This is a genomic window from Micromonospora zamorensis (assembly GCF_900090275.1).
In the GTDB taxonomy this organism is placed as follows: Bacteria; Actinomycetota; Actinomycetes; order Mycobacteriales; family Micromonosporaceae; genus Micromonospora; species Micromonospora zamorensis.
Genome location: NZ_LT607755.1, coordinates 3,149,187 through 3,171,129 on the forward strand (window position 1 = coordinate 3,149,187; position 21,943 = coordinate 3,171,129).

Consider the following 21,943-nt stretch of genomic DNA (forward strand, 5'->3'; position numbering starts at 1 on the left):
AACGTCGCCCGCATGCGGGGCGGTCACATCGGACACACCCCCGAATATCCGACTGCCCCACCACCACCAGCGAATGGGAAGAGTCGATGCGCAAAATCCTCACCGGCGTTACGGTGATCGCCCTCCTGCTCGGTGCCAGCCCGGCCGCCGCCACTGCGCGCCCCGACACCCCGGCCAAAGACGGGCTCTCCTGGCTGGCCGGCCATCTCGGACGGCAGACCCTGCCCGAGCGGGACGGCTGGGCGGCCGAGGGCACTGGCACCACCGGCGGTTCGACGGCCGCACCCGACCGGACCCGGGTGGTGCACAGCCGAGCCGAGCTGGTCGCCGCCCTGGGCGGTGACAACGCCAGCAACGCCACCGACGCCACGCCGAAGCTCATCTACGTCGACGGCGCCATCGACGGTTTCGAAGGACCGGAGGGCACCGCGCTGAGCTGCGCCGACCTGGCCGACCCGGCGTACCGGTTGGACGCCTACCTGGCCGCGTACGACCCGGCGGTGTGGGGACGGGTGTCCCCGAGCGGGCCACTGGAGGAGGCCCGGGTGCGTTCGGTGACCAACCAGACCCGGCAGACCCAGATCAACGTCGGCTCGAACACGACGATCGTCGGGCTGCGCGGCGCCCGCCTGACCGGGCTCACCCTCATGATCGACCGGGCGTCGAACGTCATCGTCCGCAACCTGACCCTCGTCGACGCCCGGGACTGCTTCCCCGCCTGGTCACCGACCGACGGCGAGGTCGGCAACTGGAACAGCCAGTACGACCAGATCTCGGTACGCCGCAGCGAGAACGTCTGGGTCGACCACAACACCTTCACCGACGGCGACAACCCGGACAACGCTCAACCCATCCACTTCGGACGGCCCTACCAGGTGCACGATGGGTCTCTGGACGTCACGCACACCGCCAGCCTCGTCACCGCGTCGTGGAACCGCTTCACCGGGCGGGACAAGCTGCTGCTGATCGGCTCGTCCAACACTGTCGGCCCGGACGTGGGCCGGTTGAAGGTCACTCTGCACCACAACCTCTTCGACGGCGTCCTGCAACGGCTGCCCCGGGTGCGCTTCGGTCAGGTCGACATCTACAACAACCACTACCGGCTCGGTGGGGACGGCTTCCAGTACGCGCTCGGCGTCGGTGTCCAGTCGGCGATCTACGCGCAGAACAACTTCTTCACACTGGACGCGCCGGTCGACCCGGCCGACCTGCTCTACGACTGGGGCGGCACCGCGCTGACCGAGCGGGGTTCCTGGGTGCGCCAGAGCGGCAGTCCGGCCCGGCCGGTCGACCTGCTGGCGGCGTACAACGCGACCCATGACCCGGACCTGGCCGCCGACGCGGGCTGGACGCCCACCCTGCGCCGCGACCCCGTCCTGCCGGCACCACTGGTCCCCCTCCTGGTGGGCCCCCTTGCCGGTGCCGACCGGCTGCCGATCTGACCGCTCGGCGCGCCCGCAACTCGCGGTCGGGTCGGCGACGTAGGGGCCCATCGATGTGGTGAAGATCGGCTATAAGTGACGCATGGACTTCCCGCCGCACCTGGGCAGTATGCCGATGCACGCGATCACCGAGATCCACGGCGAACCGGGCCTGCTGGAACGCTTCCGGTTGGAGGTCCAGCAGTTCGACGACGACGCCCGGGAGCGGCTGAACGCCGCGCTGGACCTCGCCGCCGAGCTGCACCGCGACGACCGACGGGTCCGCGAGCCGTACCTGAATCACCTGCTGCGGGTGGCGATCCGGTTGATGCACCACTACCAGGTGCGCGACGTGGAGGTGATCGTCGCCGGCCTGCTGCACGACGCGGTGGAGGACCACCCGGCCGAGCTGGCCGGCGGTGAGCCGGGGGCCGACCCGACCGCTGCGGCGCTGGTCGCGCTCGCCGCGCGGTTCGGGCCGCGGGTGGCCACCCTGGTCGCCGCCGTCACCAACCCGGGGTACGACCCGGAGCGGGACCGCAACGCGCAGTACCGGGAGCACCTGGCGGTCAGCCTGGACCGGGAGCCCTGGGCCCGGGTGATCAAGGTGTCGGACTTCACCGACAACGGCGTGGGGGTGATCCACACGGTCGGGCCGAAGGTCGTCTCGTCGGCCCGGAAGTACCGGCCGCTGGTGCCGCTCTTCCGGGACCTTATCGGCCGGCCGGACACCCCGTTGTCGCCGGCGGTGAAGCGGCACATCTTCGGCCAGCTCGACCTTGCCGAGGAGCGGTTCAGCGCCATCCTCGACCAGCCCGCCCCGAACTGACGGCCCGCTCCCGAGCTGACCGCCGCCTCTGAGCTGACGGTTGCCGCATCACCCGACCGGGTTCCGCGACAAGTTCTCGGATCTTCGGCGAACCTCTCGCATTACGGTGAGTTTGCACCAGATGAGAGGCATCAGCCCTCTTGGTCCCGATTTCTGGTGTGACCCCGATCGAGAGGATTCGGACCATGCGCGACCTTTCTCGTCGTGATCTGCTCAAGGCGACGGCCGTCGGCGCCGGAGCGGTCGCTCTTCCAAGCGTGATCGCCGGCAGCTCGGCGATCGCGGCCGACGGTCCCGGGTCGTCCTCCGGCGCCACGTACCCGCCGGCGGAACTGACCGGGCGCATCGTCCGCCCCCAGAACCCGAACTATGCGGAGGCCAGCCTCGGCTGGGACGAGCTGTTCGTGCGCTATCCCCTGGTCATCGTGTTCGCCCAGGAGACCCAGGACGTGGTCAACGCCCTCACCTGGGCGCGGCAGCACGACGTCGCGCTGCGGGTACGCAGCGGTCGCCACAGCCTCGAAGGCTGGTCGAACGTCGACAACGGCATCGTGATCGACGTCAGCGAGCTGAAGGACGTCCACATCGACGCCGCCGCTCGCGTGGCGAAGCTCGGCGCGGGGCTCAACCAGTCGGAGGCGATCACCGCACTCGGGGAGTACGACTTCGCGGCGACGACCGGAACGGAGGGGACCGTCGGCCTGTCCGGCGCAACCCTCGGCGGTGGCTTCGGGTTCCTCACCCGCTATCTCGGCATGGCGTGCGACAACCTGATCGGCGCGGAGATCGTCGTCGCCGCCGGCGCCAACGGCGCGAAGGTGCTCGAGGTGGACCCGTGGAATTACCCGGACCTGCTCTGGGCCCTGCGCGGGGCCGGAAACGGCAACTTCGGGATCGTCACGTCGCTGACCTACAAGGTGGCCCCGCTGAAGAGCGTCTCCTACCTTCAGGCGACCTGGCCGGGCCTCGACAACCTGCACGAGGTCTTCGAAAACTGGCAGCGCACCGCGCCCTTCAGCGACCCCCGCCTCGGCACCCAGGTCGAGGTGCACCCGAACGAGATCCTGCTGTTCGCGGTGCTCGCCGAGGGATCGGAGGCCGAGACGAGGAAACTGCTGGAGCCCATCCTCTCGATCGGCGACCCCGAGGTCACAGTCCAGATCGGCGGCTGGAGCGAGACCTACTCCGGCTTCCAGATCCCGAGCGACGAAGAGCCGGCGAAGTGGAAGTTCTTCTCGCAGTTCACCAGGGAGCCCTTCCCGGCGAAGGCGATCAGTATCGTCCGCGAGTTCATGGAGAACTCCCCGTCGCCGGACAGCAACTTCTTCACCCAGGCCTTCGGGTCCGGAGCCCAACGACAGGAACCCTTCGGCGGCGCGGCCTTCCCGCACCGCGACGCGCTCTTCTACTCCGAGCCCGGCGCGGGCTGGGGCACCCGCGGCGAGCCCGACAGCGATGACGCCATCACCCCGATCGCCCAGACCTGGATCGCCGAGTTCAGCCAGGCGCTGCGGCCCTACGTGGACGGCGCCTACGTCAACGTGCCGAACATCGGCATGGCGGAGTGGGAGGAGGCCTACTGGGGCCGCAACTTCCCGCGGCTGCGCAAGATCAAGGCAAAGTACGACCCGCACAACGTCTTCCAGTACGAGCAGAGCATCCCGCCCGCGACGCACTGACCAACCTGACCGGTCAGACCAGCCGGACTGGTAAGACCTGCCGGACCGGTCAGGCCAGCGACGCGGGAGGCACACCACCCGCTCGGCTGGATCTCCTCCCACCCCACCCACCCCAGCCGCCCCCTTTGCTCTGCACCCATGGACGCACCACTTACAGACCGTGAGCGTCGCATCCGTGGGTGCAGAGCAAAGGACGGATGTCCGGGGGCGCCGGGAGGCCGGCCTGGGCGGAGTGTGGGCTGGTGGGACGCCGGGATGGGCCCTGCGGCCGGCCGGTCACGTAAAGGGGACGGTCACCCTGGGTGCAGGCCGGCGCGAACAAGACGCTCCAGCCACGGGGTCGGCGCGACCCCCAACTCGCGGCCCAGGTCGGCGCGGAACAGCTCGAACCGCCGTACCGCCTCGTTGATGTTGCGCTCCGCCAGGTGCACCGCGATCAGCGTGCGGGTGGCGCTCTCCCGCAGCGGCTCCAACTGCACAGCGGTCAACGCCACCTGCACCGCCTCGCTGTACCGGCCCTGCGAGGTGAGCCGCTCGGCGAGCGCCTCCAACGCGTACAGCTGGGTCTGGCGCAACCGTTCCCGCTCGGTCAGCACCCAGTCGTCGTACCAGCCGGGCAGCAGCTCACCGGTCGCCAGCGCCGGCACACCGGGGCCGACGTCGACAGGTGACCCGCCGGCCAGCAGGGCGGTGGCCGCCGCGCCCAGGGTGGCCACGTCGCTGGTCACCCCGGCGGCCAGGGCCAGCCGGTCGTCCTCGTCCACCAGGGGTTCGGGAGTCACCCGGTGCAGCCGCCAGAGCATCGTGCGCAGGTTGGCCCGGGCCCGGTCCTCGTGCGAGCCGGGCCAGAGCGTGCCGGCGGCCTCCGAGCGGGCACACCGCTGGCGTACGCCGAGGTAGGCCAGCAGTCGGCGGGCGCCCTGCGGCACCGTCACCACCCGCCCGTCGCGTTCCAACCCGAACCCACCGAGCAGCCGCAACGCGTACCGGGGAGGCCGCCCCGCCTCGATCTCGGGTGCCGCGGTGCGAAGGTCGTGTGTAACCTCGTGAACAGCCATTCCTGCGCCTCTCGCACCCGATCGCCCCGTGGGACTTCACGGTCGGGTGTGGACGATCGCCGCGCCAGCGCAGTGTCGTCACACCGACCCGGCGAGCGGCGTGGATCAACCGTTCGCCGGATCCGGCACCGACCGTTCAGCGCAGCTTGCTCAGCGTCCGGGCGTACCCGGTCCACTCGGCGGCGTCGCCGACGTTCGCGCGCACCTGCGCCTCCTTCATGATGGCGAGCACCTGCTCGGTCGGGGCCTCGGCCAACTTGCCGAGCGTGCTGATCCCGGCACGGGCCAGCGCTGCCCGGGCCTTGGTCGGCACCCCGCTGAGCATGGCGATGTCGGCGTCGCCGACGTTCTCCAACTCACCCTCGATGCCGAGCGCGGCGGCGACCGCCGACTGGGCCCCGACGGTGGTCCGGACGATCACCGCCTCCCGCTCGCTCACCTCGCCGAGCATCGCGTCCACGCTCGGGTAGCTGGTGTCCGCCGGCAGCACCTTGAGCACGTCGCGGATCAGCCGACCGTCGGCCACCTCCTCCTCGCCGAACGCGCGGATGAACTCCGACAACTTCACCTCGCGCGGGAAGCGCTGCCGGACGTCACCGTTCTCGGCGGCGTACCGCTGCAGGTAGGCCGCGCCCCGGACCTTCGGCCCGACGACCACGTCGACGCCGAGGGTCTCCACGGCGGGCAGCACGATGGTGCCGGCCTTGGTCTGCCAGATGCTGACCTTCTTGTCCATGAACATCGTGGTGCCCATGTACTTGCCGAAGTCCAGCGCGCCGATGTAGTTGGGGATCTGCTCGATCGCGTACGGGCCCGGGCTGACCTTGTTCTCGTGCACCGTCGAGTGCAGCCGGTTGATCTCCGCGCGGATCTCGTCGAGCAGCCGCCGCAGGCTGACCCGCATCGCCGCCATGCAGGAGAACGCCTTGGCCAGGTCGGTGCCGAGGTGGTCCAGGTCGTGTTCGATGCGGTGGAACCGCTCGTTGAAGCCCTGCTCCCCCGGGGTCTGCCCGGCCTGCACCACGTCCTCGCCGTCGACCCAGTCGCTGTGGGCGAAGGTGCGCGCGAACGGCGGCGGCGCGCAACCCGGCTCCACGGCGGGGAACGACTCGGCGTAGCTGAACACCCGCTTCGCGGTGCCCACGTTCTCGTAGATCCAGGATGAGACCAGCACACTGGCGTCCGAGGCCGGAATGCCGTGCTTGGTGAACGCCTCGTACAGCTCGGTGACGGTCACCCCGTCGTAATTGATCTCGCTCGCCATTGTGGTGTCCCTCTCAGAGCTGGTCGTACACGCCGCGGTGCCGGCGCTGCTGGAAGGTGCGGAAGGTCCGGGCCACCGTCGGGCGCAGCGGCTCGGCGGTGCCGTCGGCGTCGAGGTCGACGTGGTCGCGGCGGATGCCGAACGTGTTGATCTCCACGCCGAGCGGGCAGACCCGGGTCAGCGCGTTCATCAGGCGCTCGTACTGCGCCAGGGTCAACGTCACCCCGTCGGGCAGCTCCACCCGGAACTCGTACGGGTCGGTCCGACCGGTCCGCACGTAGGAGAGCGCCACCACGGCGACCAACCCGGCGTGGGTGGGCCGCAGCGCGGTCCGCGCGCCGACCGCCTTGATCTCCGCGGTGCCGCCGCCGAGCCCCACGGTGTACCAGCGGAACCCGGTGGCCCGGCGCTCGGCCAGGTTCAGCCCGGCCTGCGGCAGCCCGATCACGCTGCACACCAGCAGGATCCGGTTGCCCGTCTCGACCAGCGGCAGCGCGGCGGCGAGGTGCTGCTCGCGCAGCAGCCCGACCAGGCGGGCCAGCCGGTCGCCGGCAGCCGGCTGGCCGGCGATCAGCGCGCTGGCCAACGCGGCCGGCAGCTCGATGGTCTCCACCAGCTCGTCGGGGAGGCGGTTCAGCGCGGCGACCACCGGGGCCGGGTCCCGTACCGCGGGAAGGCCGGCGGCGGCCAGCACCTGGTCCACCGGCTGCCCGGCCGGCCGGGTCGGCACCGCCGCCCACCGGGTCCGGGCCGCCGCGTCGGTCAGCGGCGTCCACGCCGGCTCCCCCGCGCCGGTCCAGGCCGACGCGGCGGCGACCAGACCGGCGAGGAGCAGCGCGTTGCCGCCCGGGTCGCCCGGCGCGTGGAACTGCGCCTCGACCGGCGTGTCGGCCCCGACCGCGGCGCTCAGCGGCGCGGTCACCGCCAGCCCTCGGGTGGGCAGGTGCGACAGATACATCCTGGTGGTGCTGACCCGGTGCGTCGTCGGCAACCCGCACACCCGCCACAGCCAGGCCAGCTCCCCGTCGGCTGCCACAGTCGGCACGCCCTGCGCACGGGCGGCGGCGATCAGCGCCTCGGCGGTCCGGTCGGCCGTGACCGCCCGACCGGTGTCCAGCACCCGGTTGCGCAGGTCGGTGGCCTGCGCGGGGGTCGGCCAGCTCACGTCGACGCCGAGGCCCAGCTCGTAGCGGCTGCCACCGGCGTCGTCCTGGGCCCGGGTCACCTGCCAGACGATGGACGAGCCGAGCGCCCGGCAGACCCGACCGGCCCGGTCCAGGGCGGCGGCCAGCGGCGGTGCGACGCCGTGCGCGCTGTCGAAGGCGTACGACTGGCGCAGGCTGGCCCGCAGCGCGGTGACCTCGGCCAGCCGACTGGCCGGCAGCGCCCGGCCGGCGTGCACTGTGTTGTTCGGCGGGGTGTTCGCGGGCAGCACCAGCCGGTCGCGGCGCAGTTGCGCGAGGAAGTTCGTGCGGTGCTGCGGATCGCCGGCGGCCACCAGACGGATCGCCACCGCGAACCGGTCGTCGTCCTCGCGCACTGTGAACCGCGCCCCGCCGGGCAGGTCGGCGAAGAGCCCGGTGTTCGGGTCGGTGTCCGTGCCGGGCCCGTTGAGCAGCCGGCGCACCGCACCAGGGGTGGGCAGCAGGAACCGCCGGTAGAGACCGAGCCGGTGGGCGTACGCGGCGTCCGGCTCGCGGGCCGGTGGGGCCAGCCGGCGGGCGTACACCTCACCGGAGGCCGGCTCGTGCACCAGCTCGTCAACGAAGCGGGCCACCCCGACGTCCGCGCCGATCCGGTCCAGCGCGTCGCGCCGGGCGTGCGCGAGGGTCCGGTACGCGTGCACCTCCCGAGCCGCGCGGCGCAGCCGGTGCTTCTCGTACGACATCAGGTAGAGCAGCCGGCCCAGGTTGCCCTCCAGCACGGCCAGCTCGACCAGCCCGGTGAGCGCGGCACCGGTGACCGGCGTGGCGGCGGCGCCGTCGACGGCCCGCTCGGCCGTCACGGCGACGGGGAACGACGCGACCAACGGCTCGTCGGCGGTGTCCGGGGCGTACGCCGGCACCGACGCCCCGGCGGCCGACCAGGGCGCGAAGACCACCGGCGGCAGCACCCGCTGGCCCGCGCCGCCCGGGTCCACAGTGACGGTCACCCGCACGGTCTCCTCGGTTAGGTCGCGGCGCAGCACGACGGTGAGCAGCGGGTGGCGGCTGGTCCAGTCCACGACGGCGGCGCCGGTGCCGGCCAGTGGCACCACCACCCGCCGGACGGTGCCCGGGTACGGGCCTTCCAGCTGGTCGACGAGGTTACGTTCGACGGACGGGTCGGCGCCGTCCACGGGTACCCGGATGTCGGTCATCGGTCCCCCGCTCAGACGATCCGGAACGGCCGGGGGTCGTCCCGGTCGACGTAGACGGGCACCTGGTTCGCGGCGAGCACCGCGTTGTCGCCGACCGGCAGGCGCTGCACCCCGTCGCCGGTGGGCGCGCTGCCGGTCACCACCACCGCCGAGTCGGCCGGGAAGCGGACCAGCCGCAGTGCGCGGACGTCCGCGACGCCCGGCTCGTTCATCAGCGTCCAGATCACCTCGGCGGTGCGGACCGGCTCACCGAAGGGCAGCTCGTCGACGTAGCGGCGCAACCGGGCGTGCAGGCGGGCCCGCAGCTCGGTGGCCGCTGTGGACGCGTTCACCGTCTCCTTCGAGCCGGTGGGCAGGGGCAGGCCCCGGATCACCAGATCGGCCTCGACACCTATGCCCACCTCGTCGGCACGGTCCACGGAGGCGAAGATGCCCACCGGGCGCAGGTCCTCGATGACCGACTCGACGGCGGCGTGCAGCCCGTCGGGGCCGTCCCAGATGGCCGCGGCGGTGGGCGCGACCAGCACCGTGACGTAGTACGGGTTGCCGAGGTCGCGTTCGGTGCTGAAGACCCGCTCGATGAAGTTGAAGTTGCCGAAGATGGACTGGTTGAGGTCCAGCCCGCCCCGACCGTCGAAGACCTGCACCTGACGTACGCCGGGCACTGTCGCCACGGCCAGACCGATCGCCTCGGCCGTCCAGATGGAGCGGGGCGCGGCCAGCAGCAGCTGCCGGTATCGCGCGTCGGGGACCTGCTGTTCGCCCCCGGTCAGCGCGACGGTGTGGGTGATCTCCACCAGTTCCTTGCCGGCGGCCTGCTCGGCGTCGTCCAGGTCGGCCAGCAGGGTGTCGGCCCGGTTCCAGCGGTCGATCTTCTGACTGGGTTGCGCGGGGTCGAGGTTGTGCGCCGGGCCGGGGTAGAACGCGGCGACGGCCGGCACCCGTTCGCCCACGGCGGCGGAGAGCACCACCGTCTCGTCCAGTGCCACGTGGTGCCCGCCGGGTGTGGACAGCCGCGCGCCCCGGGGCAGTGTGAGCTGGGTGCGCCCGGTGGGCAGGGCGGCCTTCAGCTTCAGCTTCACCGTGCCCTTTGCCGGCAGGTACGGGCGGGGAATGCCGAGTTCCTCGCCGAGGCGGGTCAACGCGTCGGCGGTCGCCGACACCACGTACGAGTTGTCGTAGACGGCACCGAGCGCCGCCCACAGCCGGGCGTCCTCCAGCGCGGCCAGTTCCAGGACCTTGCGGAGCACCGCTCCGCTGGTCAGGTCGATGTCGTCGCCGAAGAGCAGCCGGGCGGTGGCCAGCTTCTCGGCGAGCAACCGGGCGAAGGACTTCGGCACGAAGCCGCTCTCGACGATGCCGAAGCCGGTCGAGCCGGTGGCCCGAAGTGCGGCGGCGTCGACGGCCAGGACGTCGGCCAGCTCGGCCGGGAGGGTGGGATCAGACACTGGGCAGCTCCCCGAGATGCACCGAGAGCCGGTCGTCGGTGATGGTTTCGAACTGGACCTGCACCTGGAGGGTGCGGGACGCGCGCAGCGCGGCCTTCGCCGCGTCGTCGGTGCCGTTCGCGCCGAGTCGACCGTCGTCGAGGTTCACGTCGACGATCTTGCGGACGCGGGGGTCGCGGTCGAGCAGCGTGATGATGCCGATGCGCACCTGCTCGCGGATCAGGTTCGGCTCGATCTGCTCGGCGAGGGCGTTGAGACCGTCGAAGCCGAAGGTGGCGTCGAAGACGTTCGAGCCACGCAGGGTGGTCAGGGCCACCGCGAGGCTCTGGGCCACGTTGTCGGTGCCGGCGACGAGGGCCAGCACCCGGCCGTTCGGGCCGTCGTCGAAGACGATGTCGCGGGCCAGGTCCACGCCGGGCATGGTGGGTTCGAAGGCGAGACCCCAGCCGAGGTAGCGGCGCTGGGCGGCCTGCCGTTCCCGCTCGGTCCGGTCCATCTCAGACCGCCTTCAGCTTGCTCTGCCCGGCGCTGGCGGACAGCCCGGGGCTGGAGCCGTTGGTGGTGCCGCTGAGGGTGGCCAGCGCCACGCCGGCCCCGTTGACGTGCAGCTTCTGGGCGGCGCCGGTCGCCGACACCACCGTCTTGCATTGCACGGTGGAGCTGCTGTCGGTGATCGTGCAGCCGGTCACCGACTTGCCGGTGATCCCGTCGAGGCGGGTCACCTGGGCGCCGGCCACGATCAGCTTCGCCTGCCCGGCCGGGGTGACCGCGCCCCGGCTGGGGCAGTTCACGTCGCTCGACGTGGTGAGCACGAAAGCCATGTCGCTCTCCTCAGTGGACGTTCATCGCGTTGCTGACCTGGACGTCGACGTCGTCGGCGGCGATGTTGACGGTGCCGCCGCTGATGTTCACCGCGCCGTTGCCCGCGTCCAGGTCGATCTGGGTGGCGGTGATGGTGATGGAGCCGTCCTGCTTCATCACGATCGACGACCCGCCGGCGGCGTGCTCGATGGTGATGCTGTCGGCCTCGTCGGCGCGGGCCGGGCGCTGACCGCGCCCCTGCAACTGGGCCCGGCCCACCCGCACGGTCAGCTCACCCAGCTCGATGACCCGGTTGCCGTCGCCGTCGGTGAGGTCGTGCGCCACCTTGCCGTCGTGGTCGGCCGGCACCACCGTGTCGCCGACCGACGAGCGACTGTTGGTGGCCACCCCGACCGGCAGGGACAGCCACCAGTCCCCCGGCTGGGAGACCGGGGCGTGCCCGGTGGGCCAGAGCGCACCCACCTCCACCGGGTCGTCCGGCGCGCCGTTGCGGTAGGCCAGCGCCACCCGGGTGCCCGGGTAGCGGGGCAGGATGAGCCCGCAGCCACCCCAGGCGAACGGGGTCAGGTAGGTCACCCCGGGCAGCGGCGCGGGCTGTCCCCGGCGGACCGGCAGGCGGCGGGCGCCGTTGGGGCGGCCGTCCGGGCGGGCCAGCCCCTCCCACACCGTCTCGGTCTGCGCCGGCGGTTCGACCGCGCCGGTGGCGTTGGTGGCCGCCGCGCGTACCTCGCCGATCTCCAGGCCACGCGTCTCGCCCCGGGCCGCGCGGGCCGCCCGCCGCACCGCCTCGGCGGCGGCCACCCCGGGCGACGACGCCGGGCCCGCCGGCTCGGCCGCGCCCACGCCGGAGGCGTCACTCCAGCTGTCCCAGGCCTGGGCGCCCGAGGTGACCTCGACGCCCTGCACGACCGTGACGAAACCGGCGGTACGCGACAGGGTGTGCCGGGCCGCGCTGAGGTAGAGCAGCTTCGCCCCAGCGCCCAACTCCCCGGTCGACGGGGCGAACGGGGCCGCGAACGAGCCGAGCAGTGCCGCTCCGACGCTGCCCAGCGTGGTGGCCTCGTCCACCGCCGGCGGGTCGAAGCGCACCAGGTCGCCGGGCTTCAGGTCGGGGCGACCCTTGAGGGTCAGTGTCCACGCCCGACGGCGGGGCGCGGCGGTGCCGCCGGCCTCGGTGGCCGCGTACGGGTCGGTGTCCTGGCTGCCGTTCTCGGTGCAGGCGAGCAGGCCGGTGGCGAGGGTGAGCGGCTTGGGCTCCCCCTCCGGGTAGGGGATCGGCCGCTTGCCGACGTGCACGGTCCCGTCCCGGATCAGCAGCATCCCCCGCCCGTACGCGTTGAGCGACTGCTGCAACGCGCCACCGATCCGCTCCAGCGCGGCACGGTGGAGCAGCCCGGCGCCGAAGGCGACCCGCTCGTCGCCGGCCGCCTCGGTGGCGCCCCTGGTCATCGTGCCGTCCGGGTTCGCGCCCCAGGTGGCGATGTCCACTCTGGTCCGCTCGGCGACGGCCCGGATCGCGGCGGTGAAGTTCGCCGCCTCGAACCGCTCGGCGACCCGCTGACCGAGCCGGGCGTACGCCTGCTCGACGAGGGTCAGCTCGGTGTCGTACGTCCGCTCGCCGGTGAGCCGGCGCACCTTCGTCACCCGCAGCACGGCGACCAGCGCCTGGGTCAACTCGGCCGGGGTGGGCCCGGCGTTGACGCCGACCAGGTTGGTGAAGAACGCGCCGACCGAGGTGTTGGCGTCGCGCCAGTACAGGTGCAGTTTCGCCACCAGCGGTGGTTGCCCCTCGACGGTGCGCAACAGGGCGAAGTGCTCGTCGATCAGCCCCTGCACGGTGATCGTGTACGCGCCGGGACCCAGCCCGTCGGGCAGCGCGGCGTCGATGGCCGCGTAGTAGTCGGCGCTGGACAGCGTGAGCGCCGCGTCCTGGCTCAGCCCGGTCGGGGTCTCCCGGTGGAAGGTCAGGGTCCAACCGGCGTCGTTGCCGACCGCGCCCTGGCGGACCTGACCGGTCTGGAACGGCGTGAGCGTCATCGCAGCACCCTCCGCAGCTTCTTGTCGAGCAGGTAGCGGTAGCGCAGCCGGCCGGGGCCCAGCTCGGATTCGACGCGCTGGGCGGGTGGGCGGCGACGCCAGACGAACTCGTTGATCGGTGGCGGCCCGAACTGGTCCGCCGCGCGGTCGGCGCGCCGCCAGGCCAGCGCGATGGACGAGCCGTAGTCGCCGGAGCCGCGTACCGTCCCGGCGTGCAGCAGCCAGCCGAGCACCACCACCTCGACGGCGATCGGGGTGGACCCGGCGGCGACCGCCGGGCCGGCGTCGGGGCACACCCGGCGCAGACCGGCCGCGAGCGGCACCGAGCCGAGGATCCGGGTGCCCTGACGGACCACCAGTCGCAGCGGCACCCGGCCGACCAGCGCCGGTGGCGGGGGCACGGCCGGGGGCGCGGGCCGGGGCGCCAGGTCGTCGGCGGAGCTGCTGACCACCGCGAGGGGGTCGGTGTTCAGCCACTGCCGGGCCAGGCCGGTGGGCAGGATCAGCACCGCGTGGACACCGGCGCCCAGCTCGACGCGGTGCGGGAGGCCGGCGGTGAGGCTCTGCCGTACCTCGGTGAACCCGTCGGGCACCTCGACAGGTGTCTCCGGCAGGAGGTAGCGGTCGATCGGGAACGGTGGCATCAGTTGCCCAACCCGTCGGCGAGCGCGCCGACTCCGATGCTGGCCACGTCGAGCAGCTTGCCGAGCAGGCTGGGACGGGGCACGTGGACGAGGGTGATGGTGGTGTCCAGGACGTCGCGGCGGGCGGCGGACGCGTTGAAGGTCAGCGACTGCACCTGCATGTCGGTGCGGATGGTCATCGAGGTGACCAGGATCAGCCCGCCGAACTTCCCCCCGGAGTACGCGGCGAGGGCGGTGCCGCGTTTGCTCGCCTCGGCCATCGTCTCCAGGGCGAACTTCCAGGCGTAGCGTTCCGCGCCGACGAGGACCCCGGTCAGGGTGATGGTGTCGTCGTGGGTGGCCACGATGGCCTTGTGCGCGGGGGAGCCGATCGGCGGCAGGTGGTAGGTCTGCGCGAGGGAGATGGCGGTGACGGCCCAGAGCGGGATCGGCAGCACCCCGTCGCTGATGATCGCCGACGGCACCGTGCCGTACCGCATGAAGCTGCTGGTGATGGCCATGCTCAGCGCCCTCCGATGGGTGGCAGCGACACCGGCGTACCGGTGGCTTCGACGGCCAGGCCCAGGTCGCGCAGCGCCTGGGTGATCTCGCGGACCTCGCCGGCGGCGCTGGTGACGCGCAGCCGCAGCCGGCGATCCTCCAGTGCCCGGCTGATCCGCGCGGGCCGGGTGGACGCGGAGCCGCGCCGGTTGATCCGGTCGATCTCGGCTGCGGCGTCCTCCATCCGGGAGATCGCGTCGAGGATCCGCGGGTCGGGGGTGAAACCGGGGTCGTCGCGTTGCAGCCGGGCGATGGCGTCGCGGAAGTCGGAGGCGTCGCGGCGCAGGTTGATGACGAGGTTGTCGGTGAGCGCGCTGACCCCGCTGACACTCCTGGCCCGGTGCGACTTGTCGTCGATCAGCCACACCCACCCGTCGTGGCCGATGCCGACCAGGTCGGTGCCGGCGACCTTGACGTTGGCGTCGGGGCCCTTGAGGAACAGCTCGATGCTGCTCAGCGAGAACGCGGCGCCGTACTCGCCGAGCACGCCGCGGCCGTAGGTGACCATGTCGTGGCGCAGGTAGGCGCGGAAGCCGGGGCCGTCGTCGGCGCGGCCGCCCCGGTCGCGGAAGCGTCGCCACAGGGTCGCCAGGGCCTCCGGGTTGTGCACGGCCAACTGCTGGGTGAGCCAGATGTCGCCGCTGGCCACCACCGCGCGCAGCTCCGGGTCGGCGATGCGGGCCAGAGCCTCGGTGAGCCGGGCGTCGTTCATGTGCAGGCCCTTGGAGCGGGCCTTCCCGAGTTCACCCACTGCGGTCCGCAGCCGGGCGACGTCGTCGGGGGTGAACCGGCCGCCGAGCCGGGTCTCCAGGTCCGTGACGGCGGCCCGGCTGCCGCTCTCGGTTTCGGCGGCCACCGCTCGCCACAGCGCCTGCGGTTCCAGCTCGGCGGCGCGGCGCAACGCGGCCTGCTGGTCCGCCGGCATGGCCCGGAACGCGTCCTGGACCACTGCGGCGGGCTCGACGTGCCAGCCGGCCGCACTGGTACCGCCGGCGACCTCGAACTCGCGCAGCAGCGAGTCGGCGTACTGGGCTGCGTCGTCGGCCAGCCGCAGCGGCGCGTCTCCGACGATGCCCTCGCGCGGGCGGCTCAGTTCGCGCATCTCGGTGTTGAGCTGGTCGAAGCGCTCGCCGAGCGTCTCCAGCCGCACGCCCTCGGGCAGGGTGCCGCCCTCCAGCACGTGGTCGAGGATCGCGGCGATGTTGTCGCGCAGCACGGCGATGCGTTCCAGCCGGTTGAGCGCGTTGTTCAGGTGCAGGTCGCCGACGTCGTCGACGACCCGGCGGATGAGGTGCTCCAGCAGCCGCCGGGAACGCACGTCGCCGGCCTCGCTGTGCGCGGCGATGGTTCGCATGAAGCGTTGCAGTCGTGGGTTGGCGTCGGCGGCGGCGTGCACGGCGGCGGCGTCGAGGAACCGGCCGGCACGGAACCGGCGTGGCCCGGTCACGGCCGCACCACCGGGACGCGCGGACCCGCGGCGGCGCCACCGGGCTGTGAGTCCAGCACCATGAGGATGAACCGGGCGCCCTCCGGGCCACCGACAGCGCCGCTGAGCATCGCCTCGCGCTCCACGTACGCGAGCACCGGCTCCATCAGCTTCTGCACCACCCGTTCCAGCACCTCGTTGAGCAGGATCTCGGTGAGGAACCCCTGGAGCAGGTCACGGGATGCCGCTTCGATGATCTGCCGGGTGACCCGGCGTACCACGTACCCTCGGGCGGTGCGCAGCCCGGCGCGGACACCGAAGCGCAGGGCGACCCGGCCTCCGCGCACGGCCGCGCCGCCGATGGTCCCGGCCTCCGGGATCAGCGACAACGCGAGTCCGAGGTACGCGGCGAACAGCTCGACCTCGACCTCGGTGCGGGTGAGCACCAGCTCCGGGTCGAGCATCGATCCGTAGAGGCGCTCGCGCTGGTGTGCGTGTGCCACGTCGACGGCGGCGACGGCCACCCCGACCACGAAGCCCAGCGGCGGGCAGAGCAGCGACAGCGCGATGATCCCCACCATGACGCCGAACGCGCTCAGCGCCTCCCGGCCCAGCTCGGTGTGGAACAGGCTGTCGACGCCGGTGGCGTAGTAGAGGTTGCCGCCGAAGAACTCGCCGATCTGCTGGTGGGTGACCAGGTGGATGCCCTGGAGCGCGAACTGTCCTCCGGGGATGGTGGCCGACGGGATGTGCTCGCTGATCCGGCTGGACCGGAACGCGAAGCGGGCGTCCGTGCGGGCACGGCCGAGCATCTCGGTGTTGTTGCGCCGCATGTCCTGCAGCACCCGCCACAGCTCGTCGCGGATCGCCGACCGGTTGCCGGCGAAGCGGGCCAGCACGTCGGGCAGGTCGGTGATCTGCTTGACCAGCGGGTCGATGCCCTCGGCCTCGCCGCGTTGGATGACCAGCGCCTGCTCGATCTCGGCGAGGGTCCAGAGCACCGCGTGCGAGTCGCGGATCCGGGTGGTGCTGTCACGTTCGACGATCTCGCCGGCCGCGCCGGGGCTGCTCAGCGCGGCCTCGGTGGCGAGGAACGCGCTGGAGATGGCGCGGGCGGCCCCGTACCAGGCGGTGGACGGGTTGGCCATGCTCACCGTGGCGAGGGTGCCGCCGCCGACGTCGGTGTGTTCGGCCGTCCACCGGGCGGCCTCGTGGCGGCGCAGCCGCTCGCGCAGGCCCTGAAGTTCGGCGTAGTCGGTGAGCTGGGACACGATCAACCGCTCGAAGATCGGCGCGTACTGGTCGAAGTGGGTGATCCGCGCCTCGATGCCAGTCCGCGAGCTGAGCAGCAGTTGCACGAGCATCGCCTGGCTGCCGACGACGAAGAGCTGCCCGACGGCGTCCTTGATCGCGCCGCTGAGCGCCTGGACGAAGTGCAGGTTCCAGGACGCGGACGTGTCGATCCAGCCGCCCTGGACGCGGGCGAAGTGCTCGGGCTGGCTGTAGCGGCGCATCACCAGTTGGGCGAGGTGATCCAGGCGGGGCACGACCCCGGCCAGGTGGCGCAGGAACTGCACGGCGGGCGAGGCGACCGGCCGGAAGTCCAGCGGGCCGAGCCCTCCGGAACCCTGCGGCACGGGTCGGGTGAACGCCTCGCGCTCCGAGGCGCCGACCAGCAGGCTGATCGCCGCGGCCCGGCCGCGCAGCATGGCGGCGGCCTGGAGGCAGAAGTTCGCCGGGTAGCGGCAGGCCTCGCCCATCTGGAGCCGGAACGCGATGTCGTCCATCAGTCGGCGCAGCTCGTCGCCGTCCGGGCCGAGCGCGGCCAGCTCCGGTTCGCCGTGGAACGGGGCGCAGGCCCGCATCTCGGAGTGTTCGCCGGTGACGGCCGGAAACCGTCGACCCTCGGCGCCGGGCGGGGCGCTGGGGCTGCTCGGGTCGAAGACGAACCCGCCCCGGCGAGCCCCGCCGCTGCCGTCCCCACCAGTGCCACCGCCGCCCGGCCCGGTGCCGCTGCCGGTGGGATCGCCCGGGCCACTGCCGGTTCCGGCGCCGGTGCCACCGCCCGCGCCCGTTGCGCCGCCCACGCCGGAGCCGCTACCGGTACCCGTCCCCGAACCGGTGCCGTCGCCGATGCCGCCACCGGGGGGTGCGTTCGGATCCGGTGGCGCCGCCGGTCGCTGCTCGGCACTGATCGGCAGGAGGTTGGCGGTGCCGGTCCAGTGCAGCGTCTTGTCGGTCTCCTCGGTGCCCACCAGCAGCAGCGAGACGCCACCGATGCTGATCACCACGAGGCAGGTCGGCACCGCGCCGCCCACCGAGGCGAGGATCGCGTCGACCCGCCGGGTCACCTCGGCGTCGACGGCCCGCTCGATCTGCGCCTGGTACTCGTCCACACTGGTGGTCTCGCCGCGCGGCTGGGCGGTGCGCAACCGCTGCCGGATGTCGGCGCTGAGCTCCTCGTCCACCATCGCGACCAGGGCGCTCCGGTCGGCGACCAGCCGCCGCTGCACAGTGCCGGGCTGCGGGCTGGGCACCCGCTCCTCCACCTCGAAGTGCGGCTGCGGAGCGGCCCGGAACACCGTCTCGCCGAACCGCTCGAACGTGAGGACCGACCACGGGGTGGTGTTCACCATGACGACCCAGACCGGGCGACCGTCCGAGCCGACCACCCGGGCGATCACACCCTGCGGCGTGCCCGACGGCAGACCGCCGTGCTGACGTACCGCCTCACGGCCCAGCTCGGCGAAGTGGCTGGCCAGGTACGTGACCGGCCGTAGCAGCCACTGGTAGGTCACCGAGGGCGGCTCGTCGCCGTCCACCGGCACCTCGGCGGCGCCGCCACCGTCGTCGTAGGACGGCACCCGGTAGACGGCCAGCAGGTGACGCATCCGCTGCGGGTCGAACACCTCGGCTGCCGGTCGGCTCAGCGGCGCGGCCACCCCGGCCGGAAGCCCCGGATCCAGCCGCGCCGCCGTGATCACCTCGTCGATGCGCCGGCGCAGCCGGGCCTCGAAGGCCCGCCGGTCGTCCGGGGACACCCGCTCACCGCCCGCGCCGGTCCAGCGGAACTCCGGCGGATTGGGGCGTACCTCCAGGTAGCCGCCGCGGGGCGCGACCACCTCGCGGCGGGAGCGTTCCAGCGCGCGGGCCAGGGCCGCACCGAGCGCGTCGGTCACCGCCGCCGGCCGCTCGGTCACCGACCGGGCGTCCAGCCGGATCCGCACCGGGACGTGCACCGAGATGGCCACCGTCAGACCTGCCCGTCCAGGTGGTCGGCGAGGCGGGCCAGCGCGAGGTCGGCGAGCGCGTCGGCGTCGACCGCGCCGCCGGCCACGACCACCTCGATCTCCACCGGGAAGTGGTACGCGATGACAGCGCGGTCGTCCTCGGCCACCTGCGCGGCCTCCGCCTCGCTGCCGGCCGCCGGCAGCACCAACTCACCCGCGTGCACCAGGGCCAGCCCGGTACGGGTGACCCGGGCGGCACGGCCAGCACCGGTCGTCATCTGCTACCTCCGGTTGATCGTTGGCGGGCTGTCACGTCCTGCCCGGTCAGGGCAGCACGGACTGGTCGCCGGTCTTCGGGTCGACGGTGGCGGCCAGGCTGAAGCCGCTGAAGGTCGCGGCCGGGGCGCCGGAGATGGTGGCGGTGGTCGGCGTGGCGCTGGTGATCATGCAGTCGCGCAGGACGAAGGACGAGAACGCCCAGTCGTCGCCGGTGTGCTCCAGCAGCGCGATGTCGAACAGTTCGCCGTCGAGGGCCAGCTTGGTGAGCCGGCCGGCGACGTCCCCGATCGCCTTGACTGTCATCGTGAAGTTCATCGACACCGGCGCGTGGATGACACCCAGGTGGGTGACCTCGCACGAGTGCAGGGCCTCGACGTTGAGCGAGAAGGATGGGCTGAACGAGTCGATGGGGCTGATCAGCACCGTCTCGGTGCCCTTGGTGTACTGCACCGCGAGGCGGGTCTTCCACTCCATGGTCTGGTTCCTCCGGGTCAGAACTTGGCCACGAGCGTGACCAGCAGGCGGCTCACGGCCGGGCCGTACGTGACGGTGACCACCAGGTCAACGGTGCGGTCGGCCCGGGCGGCGGTGACGATCGAGGTGTCGGTGGCGGTACGCGCGACCTCGGGGATGGTGAGGATGTCCAGCACCGGGATCTCGATGCGGTAGTCGTCGATCACCGACTGCCGCTTGAGTGGGCCGAGGATGCCGTCGACCTGGGTCTTCAGCAGCGTCATGCCCGGCTTGGTGATCCGCGCGTCGCCGACCAGCCCGATCAGGCCGGCGCGCAGCATGAACTCGATCGCATCGAGGGTGCGCACCAGGTCGACGTGCAGCAGGCTCGCGTCGGAGGTGAACAGCCTCCCGTCGGCGAAGTGCAGGCTCTCCCCGGTGATCAGCGTCGGGTCGATGATCGGCGTGAGGTTGGCCTCGGACAGGCCCTTGATCTCAGCCGGGCTGTACTGCTTGGCCACCGGGATGGCGACCCCGCGGATCTTCTTCAGCACGATGCTGTGGTGCACCGGCAGCCCGGCCACTGCGGCCATCGCGGCGGTGGCCGCGTCACCGTCCGCGCCCCGGGCGGCGATCATCACCATCCGGCTGGTGCTGCTCTTGAGCGGGTTCGCGGCTGTCGTGATGTCCGCGACGTAGGTGGGGCCCTTCTCGGTGGCCGGGTTGACCATGGCGAACCCGAGCCGCCGCTGGCCGGCTGCGGACATCGTCTCCACGTGCGCCTTGAGCGCGTGCAGCCCGGTGGGCGCGCCCGCACCGGCGGGGTTGCCGACGCCCGACTCGTTGGCCAGCGACACCATGGTCACGTCGTCGGCGGCCTCCAGACCGCCGAGCGCGGCGGCGTAGTCGTCGCCGGCGACCTTGACCCCGTACACCTTGGCCGGACGCGGGTCCTGCAGGAACGCCAGCTCCAGGGAGTTGTAGAGGGCGTTGCGCACCACGTTGCCGGCCTGCCGGCGGGCGAAGTTGGTGACCGCGTCGTCGAGAGTCTCGATCCGGACCGGCGTGTTCGCCGGCGCCGAGCCGCCGTCGGCCGTGGCCGGCGCCTTACCCACCACGGCGATGACGCCCGGTGAGCGCTGGGCCAGCGGCGCTGGTGGCGGCACGATCCGGACCTCGATGAACGGGAATGCTGCTGTCGGTGCCACGGGTCCTCCCGGACGAAGTTGCTGTTGCGGTCTGGGGTCTCAGGTCGTCACGGCGGCGAGGCCGATGCCGCTGCGGGCGAGCCACTGGCCGGCCCGGGCGAACCGGGCGGCCCGCTTCTGTGCGTCGGTGCCGGTGTCGCCGCCGGGCCAGCCGTCGTCGTCGAACGTCTCGACGGGGACCACCCAGACGGCGACCACCCGGTGTCGTCGCCGGACGTCGTCCGGTGCGGGCACGTCCAGGCCCAGCTCCTCGGCGCGGGCCCGCACCAGGCGGGTCTCGACGAGCAGGTCGGCCAGGGAGAAGCCCTGGTCGCGGATCAGCACGGCGGCGGCGAACGGCAGCGGACGCGGGGTCGGTGGGGCGGCTGGCGGCGCCGCGTAGCGCAGCTTCACCGTGGCCCCCGAGGCCTGCCCGCGCATCCGCGTCACCAGGTCGCCGGCGTTCGCCGCGCCGACACCCGCGAGCAACCGGTCCAGGTGCGCGTCGGTGAACGCGGCCGGCTGGTGCAACCCGGCCCGCAGGCGGGCCACCAGCCGGCTCCGGCGCTCGGTCTCCAGTTGCGCCGGGTCGGCCGGCAACGCGCCCAGGTCGGCGACGATCTGCGGATCCACGTCGAAGGCGGGCACCGCCACGTCGAGGTCCTCGACCCGGTCCCGGGCGGCGCTGGTCCGCACCACCAGGCTGCCCCGCCACAACGCGTCGATCCGCAGCGCTGCACCGCCGAGCCCGTGCAGGCGCACCCGCAGCTCGGTGCGGGTGGTGCCAGCGGAGCCCAGCCACTCCCCCTCGGCCACCGTGACGGGAGCGGCGGCGAAGCCGAGGGTCAGCTCGTCGAAGACCGCCGCGTACGGTGGCGCGACCGGCATCGCCTCGGTGTCGTAGGCGGCCTCGACCAGGTGCGCCAGGGACGCGTCATCGAAGAGCGCGGCGCGGGTGCCCGGATCGGCCAACCGCACCAGCACTCCGTCGACGAAGTCCACCGCACGGCCTCCCCGCTGCCCGCGCCGGTGCACAGTGCCCGGCTCGGCACGAGGATCGCGAAGGGCCCGTCACCGGACCGTCACCGCCACCGTCACCGTGGCCCGCCGCCGCCGGGACTGTCGGAAACTGAGCACCCGCACAGCTCTCCGCAGCCCCTGCCGTCCGTCCTCAACGGCGGCAGGGCGCGGCGGGGCCCGAGGAGGTCCTGCTCATGAGCGTGATACCTCACAGTCATATTGATGCCTCACAGTCATCACGCTCATC

Annotated in this window: 18 protein-coding genes; 3 read left to right on the plus strand and 15 right to left on the minus strand. The window is 72.6% G+C overall.

Going from position 1 to position 21,943, the window contains the following annotated elements; translation table 11 throughout:
- Positions 1–86: 86 nt before the first annotated feature.
- The 3 genes from GA0070619_RS13795 to GA0070619_RS13805 all read left to right on the plus strand — a co-directional run bounded on the left by GA0070619_RS13795 (position 87) and on the right by GA0070619_RS13805 (position 3,929).
- Positions 87–1,442 carry a pectate lyase family protein gene (locus GA0070619_RS13795; RefSeq protein ID WP_088948430.1) on the plus strand — a complete coding sequence of 452 codons (1,356 nt, stop codon included), beginning with the start codon at positions 87–89 and terminating at the stop codon, positions 1,440–1,442.
- Between the two features lie 82 nt (positions 1,443–1,524).
- Positions 1,525–2,250, plus strand: coding sequence for an HD domain-containing protein (locus GA0070619_RS13800; protein WP_088948431.1), 726 nt, complete (start codon positions 1,525–1,527; stop codon positions 2,248–2,250).
- A gap of 185 nt (positions 2,251–2,435) precedes the next feature.
- A complete protein-coding gene (locus GA0070619_RS13805) occupies positions 2,436–3,929 on the plus strand; it encodes an FAD-binding oxidoreductase (protein WP_088951786.1) in 1,494 nt (497 codons plus the stop codon).
- Between the two features lie 293 nt (positions 3,930–4,222).
- Here the strand turns inward: GA0070619_RS13805 and GA0070619_RS13810 are convergent, their stop codons facing one another.
- The 15 genes from GA0070619_RS13810 to GA0070619_RS13880 form a co-directional block, all read right to left on the minus strand.
- A complete protein-coding gene (locus GA0070619_RS13810) occupies positions 4,223–4,987 on the minus strand; it encodes an AfsR/SARP family transcriptional regulator (RefSeq protein WP_088948432.1) in 765 nt (254 codons plus the stop codon).
- Positions 4,988–5,123: 136 nt separating this feature from the next.
- Positions 5,124–6,251, minus strand: coding sequence for a hypothetical protein (locus tag GA0070619_RS13815; RefSeq protein WP_088948433.1), 1,128 nt, complete (start codon positions 6,249–6,251; stop codon positions 5,124–5,126).
- A gap of 13 nt (positions 6,252–6,264) precedes the next feature.
- Entirely contained in the window at positions 6,265–8,610 is a 2,346-nt protein-coding gene (locus GA0070619_RS13820) for a hypothetical protein (RefSeq protein ID WP_088948434.1), read from the minus strand.
- A gap of 11 nt (positions 8,611–8,621) precedes the next feature.
- A complete protein-coding gene (locus GA0070619_RS13825) occupies positions 8,622–10,058 on the minus strand; it encodes a baseplate J/gp47 family protein (protein ID WP_157743994.1) in 1,437 nt (478 codons plus the stop codon).
- The gene (locus tag GA0070619_RS13830) at positions 10,051–10,554 is read right to left on the minus strand and encodes a GPW/gp25 family protein (RefSeq protein ID WP_088948436.1); all 504 of its coding nucleotides are present in this window, start codon (positions 10,552–10,554) and stop codon (positions 10,051–10,053) included. The genes GA0070619_RS13825 and GA0070619_RS13830 overlap by 8 nt, the downstream gene beginning before the upstream one ends.
- A 1-nt stretch (position 10,555) precedes the next feature.
- Positions 10,556–10,879, minus strand: a complete 324-nt coding sequence (locus tag GA0070619_RS13835; RefSeq protein WP_088948437.1) for a hypothetical protein — start codon at positions 10,877–10,879, stop codon at positions 10,556–10,558.
- A gap of 10 nt (positions 10,880–10,889) precedes the next feature.
- Positions 10,890–12,917 carry a hypothetical protein gene (locus GA0070619_RS13840; protein WP_088948438.1) on the minus strand — a complete coding sequence of 676 codons (2,028 nt, stop codon included), beginning with the start codon at positions 12,915–12,917 and terminating at the stop codon, positions 10,890–10,892.
- A complete protein-coding gene (locus GA0070619_RS13845; RefSeq protein ID WP_088948439.1) occupies positions 12,914–13,561 on the minus strand; it encodes a hypothetical protein in 648 nt (215 codons plus the stop codon). Before GA0070619_RS13845 ends, GA0070619_RS13840 begins: the two co-directional genes overlap by 4 nt.
- On the minus strand, positions 13,561–14,061 hold the full coding sequence (locus tag GA0070619_RS13850) for a hypothetical protein (protein WP_088948440.1): 501 nt from the start codon (positions 14,059–14,061) through the stop codon (positions 13,561–13,563). The genes GA0070619_RS13845 and GA0070619_RS13850 overlap by 1 nt, the downstream gene beginning before the upstream one ends.
- Positions 14,062–14,063: 2 nt before the next feature.
- Positions 14,064–15,548 (minus strand): type 2 periplasmic-binding domain-containing protein, encoded by a 1,485-nt coding sequence (locus tag GA0070619_RS13855; RefSeq protein WP_088948441.1) that lies wholly within the window; start codon positions 15,546–15,548, stop codon positions 14,064–14,066.
- Positions 15,545–18,778 carry a hypothetical protein gene (locus GA0070619_RS13860; protein ID WP_088948442.1) on the minus strand — a complete coding sequence of 1,078 codons (3,234 nt, stop codon included), beginning with the start codon at positions 18,776–18,778 and terminating at the stop codon, positions 15,545–15,547. Before GA0070619_RS13860 ends, GA0070619_RS13855 begins: the two co-directional genes overlap by 4 nt.
- 2 nt (positions 18,779–18,780) lie before the next feature.
- Complete coding sequence (locus GA0070619_RS13865; RefSeq protein ID WP_088948443.1) at positions 18,781–19,035, minus strand: hypothetical protein; 255 nt, start codon at positions 19,033–19,035, stop codon at positions 18,781–18,783.
- Between the two features lie 46 nt (positions 19,036–19,081).
- Positions 19,082–19,510, minus strand: a complete 429-nt coding sequence (locus GA0070619_RS13870) for a hypothetical protein (RefSeq protein WP_088948444.1) — start codon at positions 19,508–19,510, stop codon at positions 19,082–19,084.
- A gap of 17 nt (positions 19,511–19,527) precedes the next feature.
- A complete protein-coding gene (locus tag GA0070619_RS13875; protein WP_088948445.1) occupies positions 19,528–20,697 on the minus strand; it encodes a hypothetical protein in 1,170 nt (389 codons plus the stop codon).
- Between the two features lie 39 nt (positions 20,698–20,736).
- Entirely contained in the window at positions 20,737–21,678 is a 942-nt protein-coding gene (locus GA0070619_RS13880) for a hypothetical protein (protein WP_088948446.1), read from the minus strand.
- Positions 21,679–21,943 lie beyond the last annotated feature (265 nt).

Bases quoted from the DNA above. Each gene is read 5' to 3' on its own strand.
- GA0070619_RS13795 (WP_088948430.1), top strand. From the start codon at position 87: ATGCGCAAAATCCTCACCGGCGTTACGGTGATCGCCCTCCTGCTCGGT.
- GA0070619_RS13800 (WP_088948431.1), top strand. From the start codon at position 1,525: ATGGACTTCCCGCCGCACCTGGGCAGTATGCCGATGCACGCGATCACC.
- GA0070619_RS13805 (WP_088951786.1), top strand. From the start codon at position 2,436: ATGCGCGACCTTTCTCGTCGTGATCTGCTCAAGGCGACGGCCGTCGGC.
- GA0070619_RS13810 (WP_088948432.1), bottom strand. From the start codon at position 4,987: ATGGCTGTTCACGAGGTTACACACGACCTTCGCACCGCGGCACCCGAG.
- GA0070619_RS13815 (WP_088948433.1), bottom strand. From the start codon at position 6,251: ATGGCGAGCGAGATCAATTACGACGGGGTGACCGTCACCGAGCTGTAC.
- GA0070619_RS13820 (WP_088948434.1), bottom strand. From the start codon at position 8,610: ATGACCGACATCCGGGTACCCGTGGACGGCGCCGACCCGTCCGTCGAA.
- GA0070619_RS13830 (WP_088948436.1), bottom strand. From the start codon at position 10,554: ATGGACCGGACCGAGCGGGAACGGCAGGCCGCCCAGCGCCGCTACCTC.
- GA0070619_RS13835 (WP_088948437.1), bottom strand. From the start codon at position 10,879: ATGGCTTTCGTGCTCACCACGTCGAGCGACGTGAACTGCCCCAGCCGG.
- GA0070619_RS13840 (WP_088948438.1), bottom strand. From the start codon at position 12,917: ATGACGCTCACGCCGTTCCAGACCGGTCAGGTCCGCCAGGGCGCGGTC.
- GA0070619_RS13845 (WP_088948439.1), bottom strand. From the start codon at position 13,561: ATGCCACCGTTCCCGATCGACCGCTACCTCCTGCCGGAGACACCTGTC.
- GA0070619_RS13850 (WP_088948440.1), bottom strand. From the start codon at position 14,061: ATGGCCATCACCAGCAGCTTCATGCGGTACGGCACGGTGCCGTCGGCG.
- GA0070619_RS13865 (WP_088948443.1), bottom strand. From the start codon at position 19,035: ATGACGACCGGTGCTGGCCGTGCCGCCCGGGTCACCCGTACCGGGCTG.
- GA0070619_RS13870 (WP_088948444.1), bottom strand. From the start codon at position 19,510: ATGGAGTGGAAGACCCGCCTCGCGGTGCAGTACACCAAGGGCACCGAG.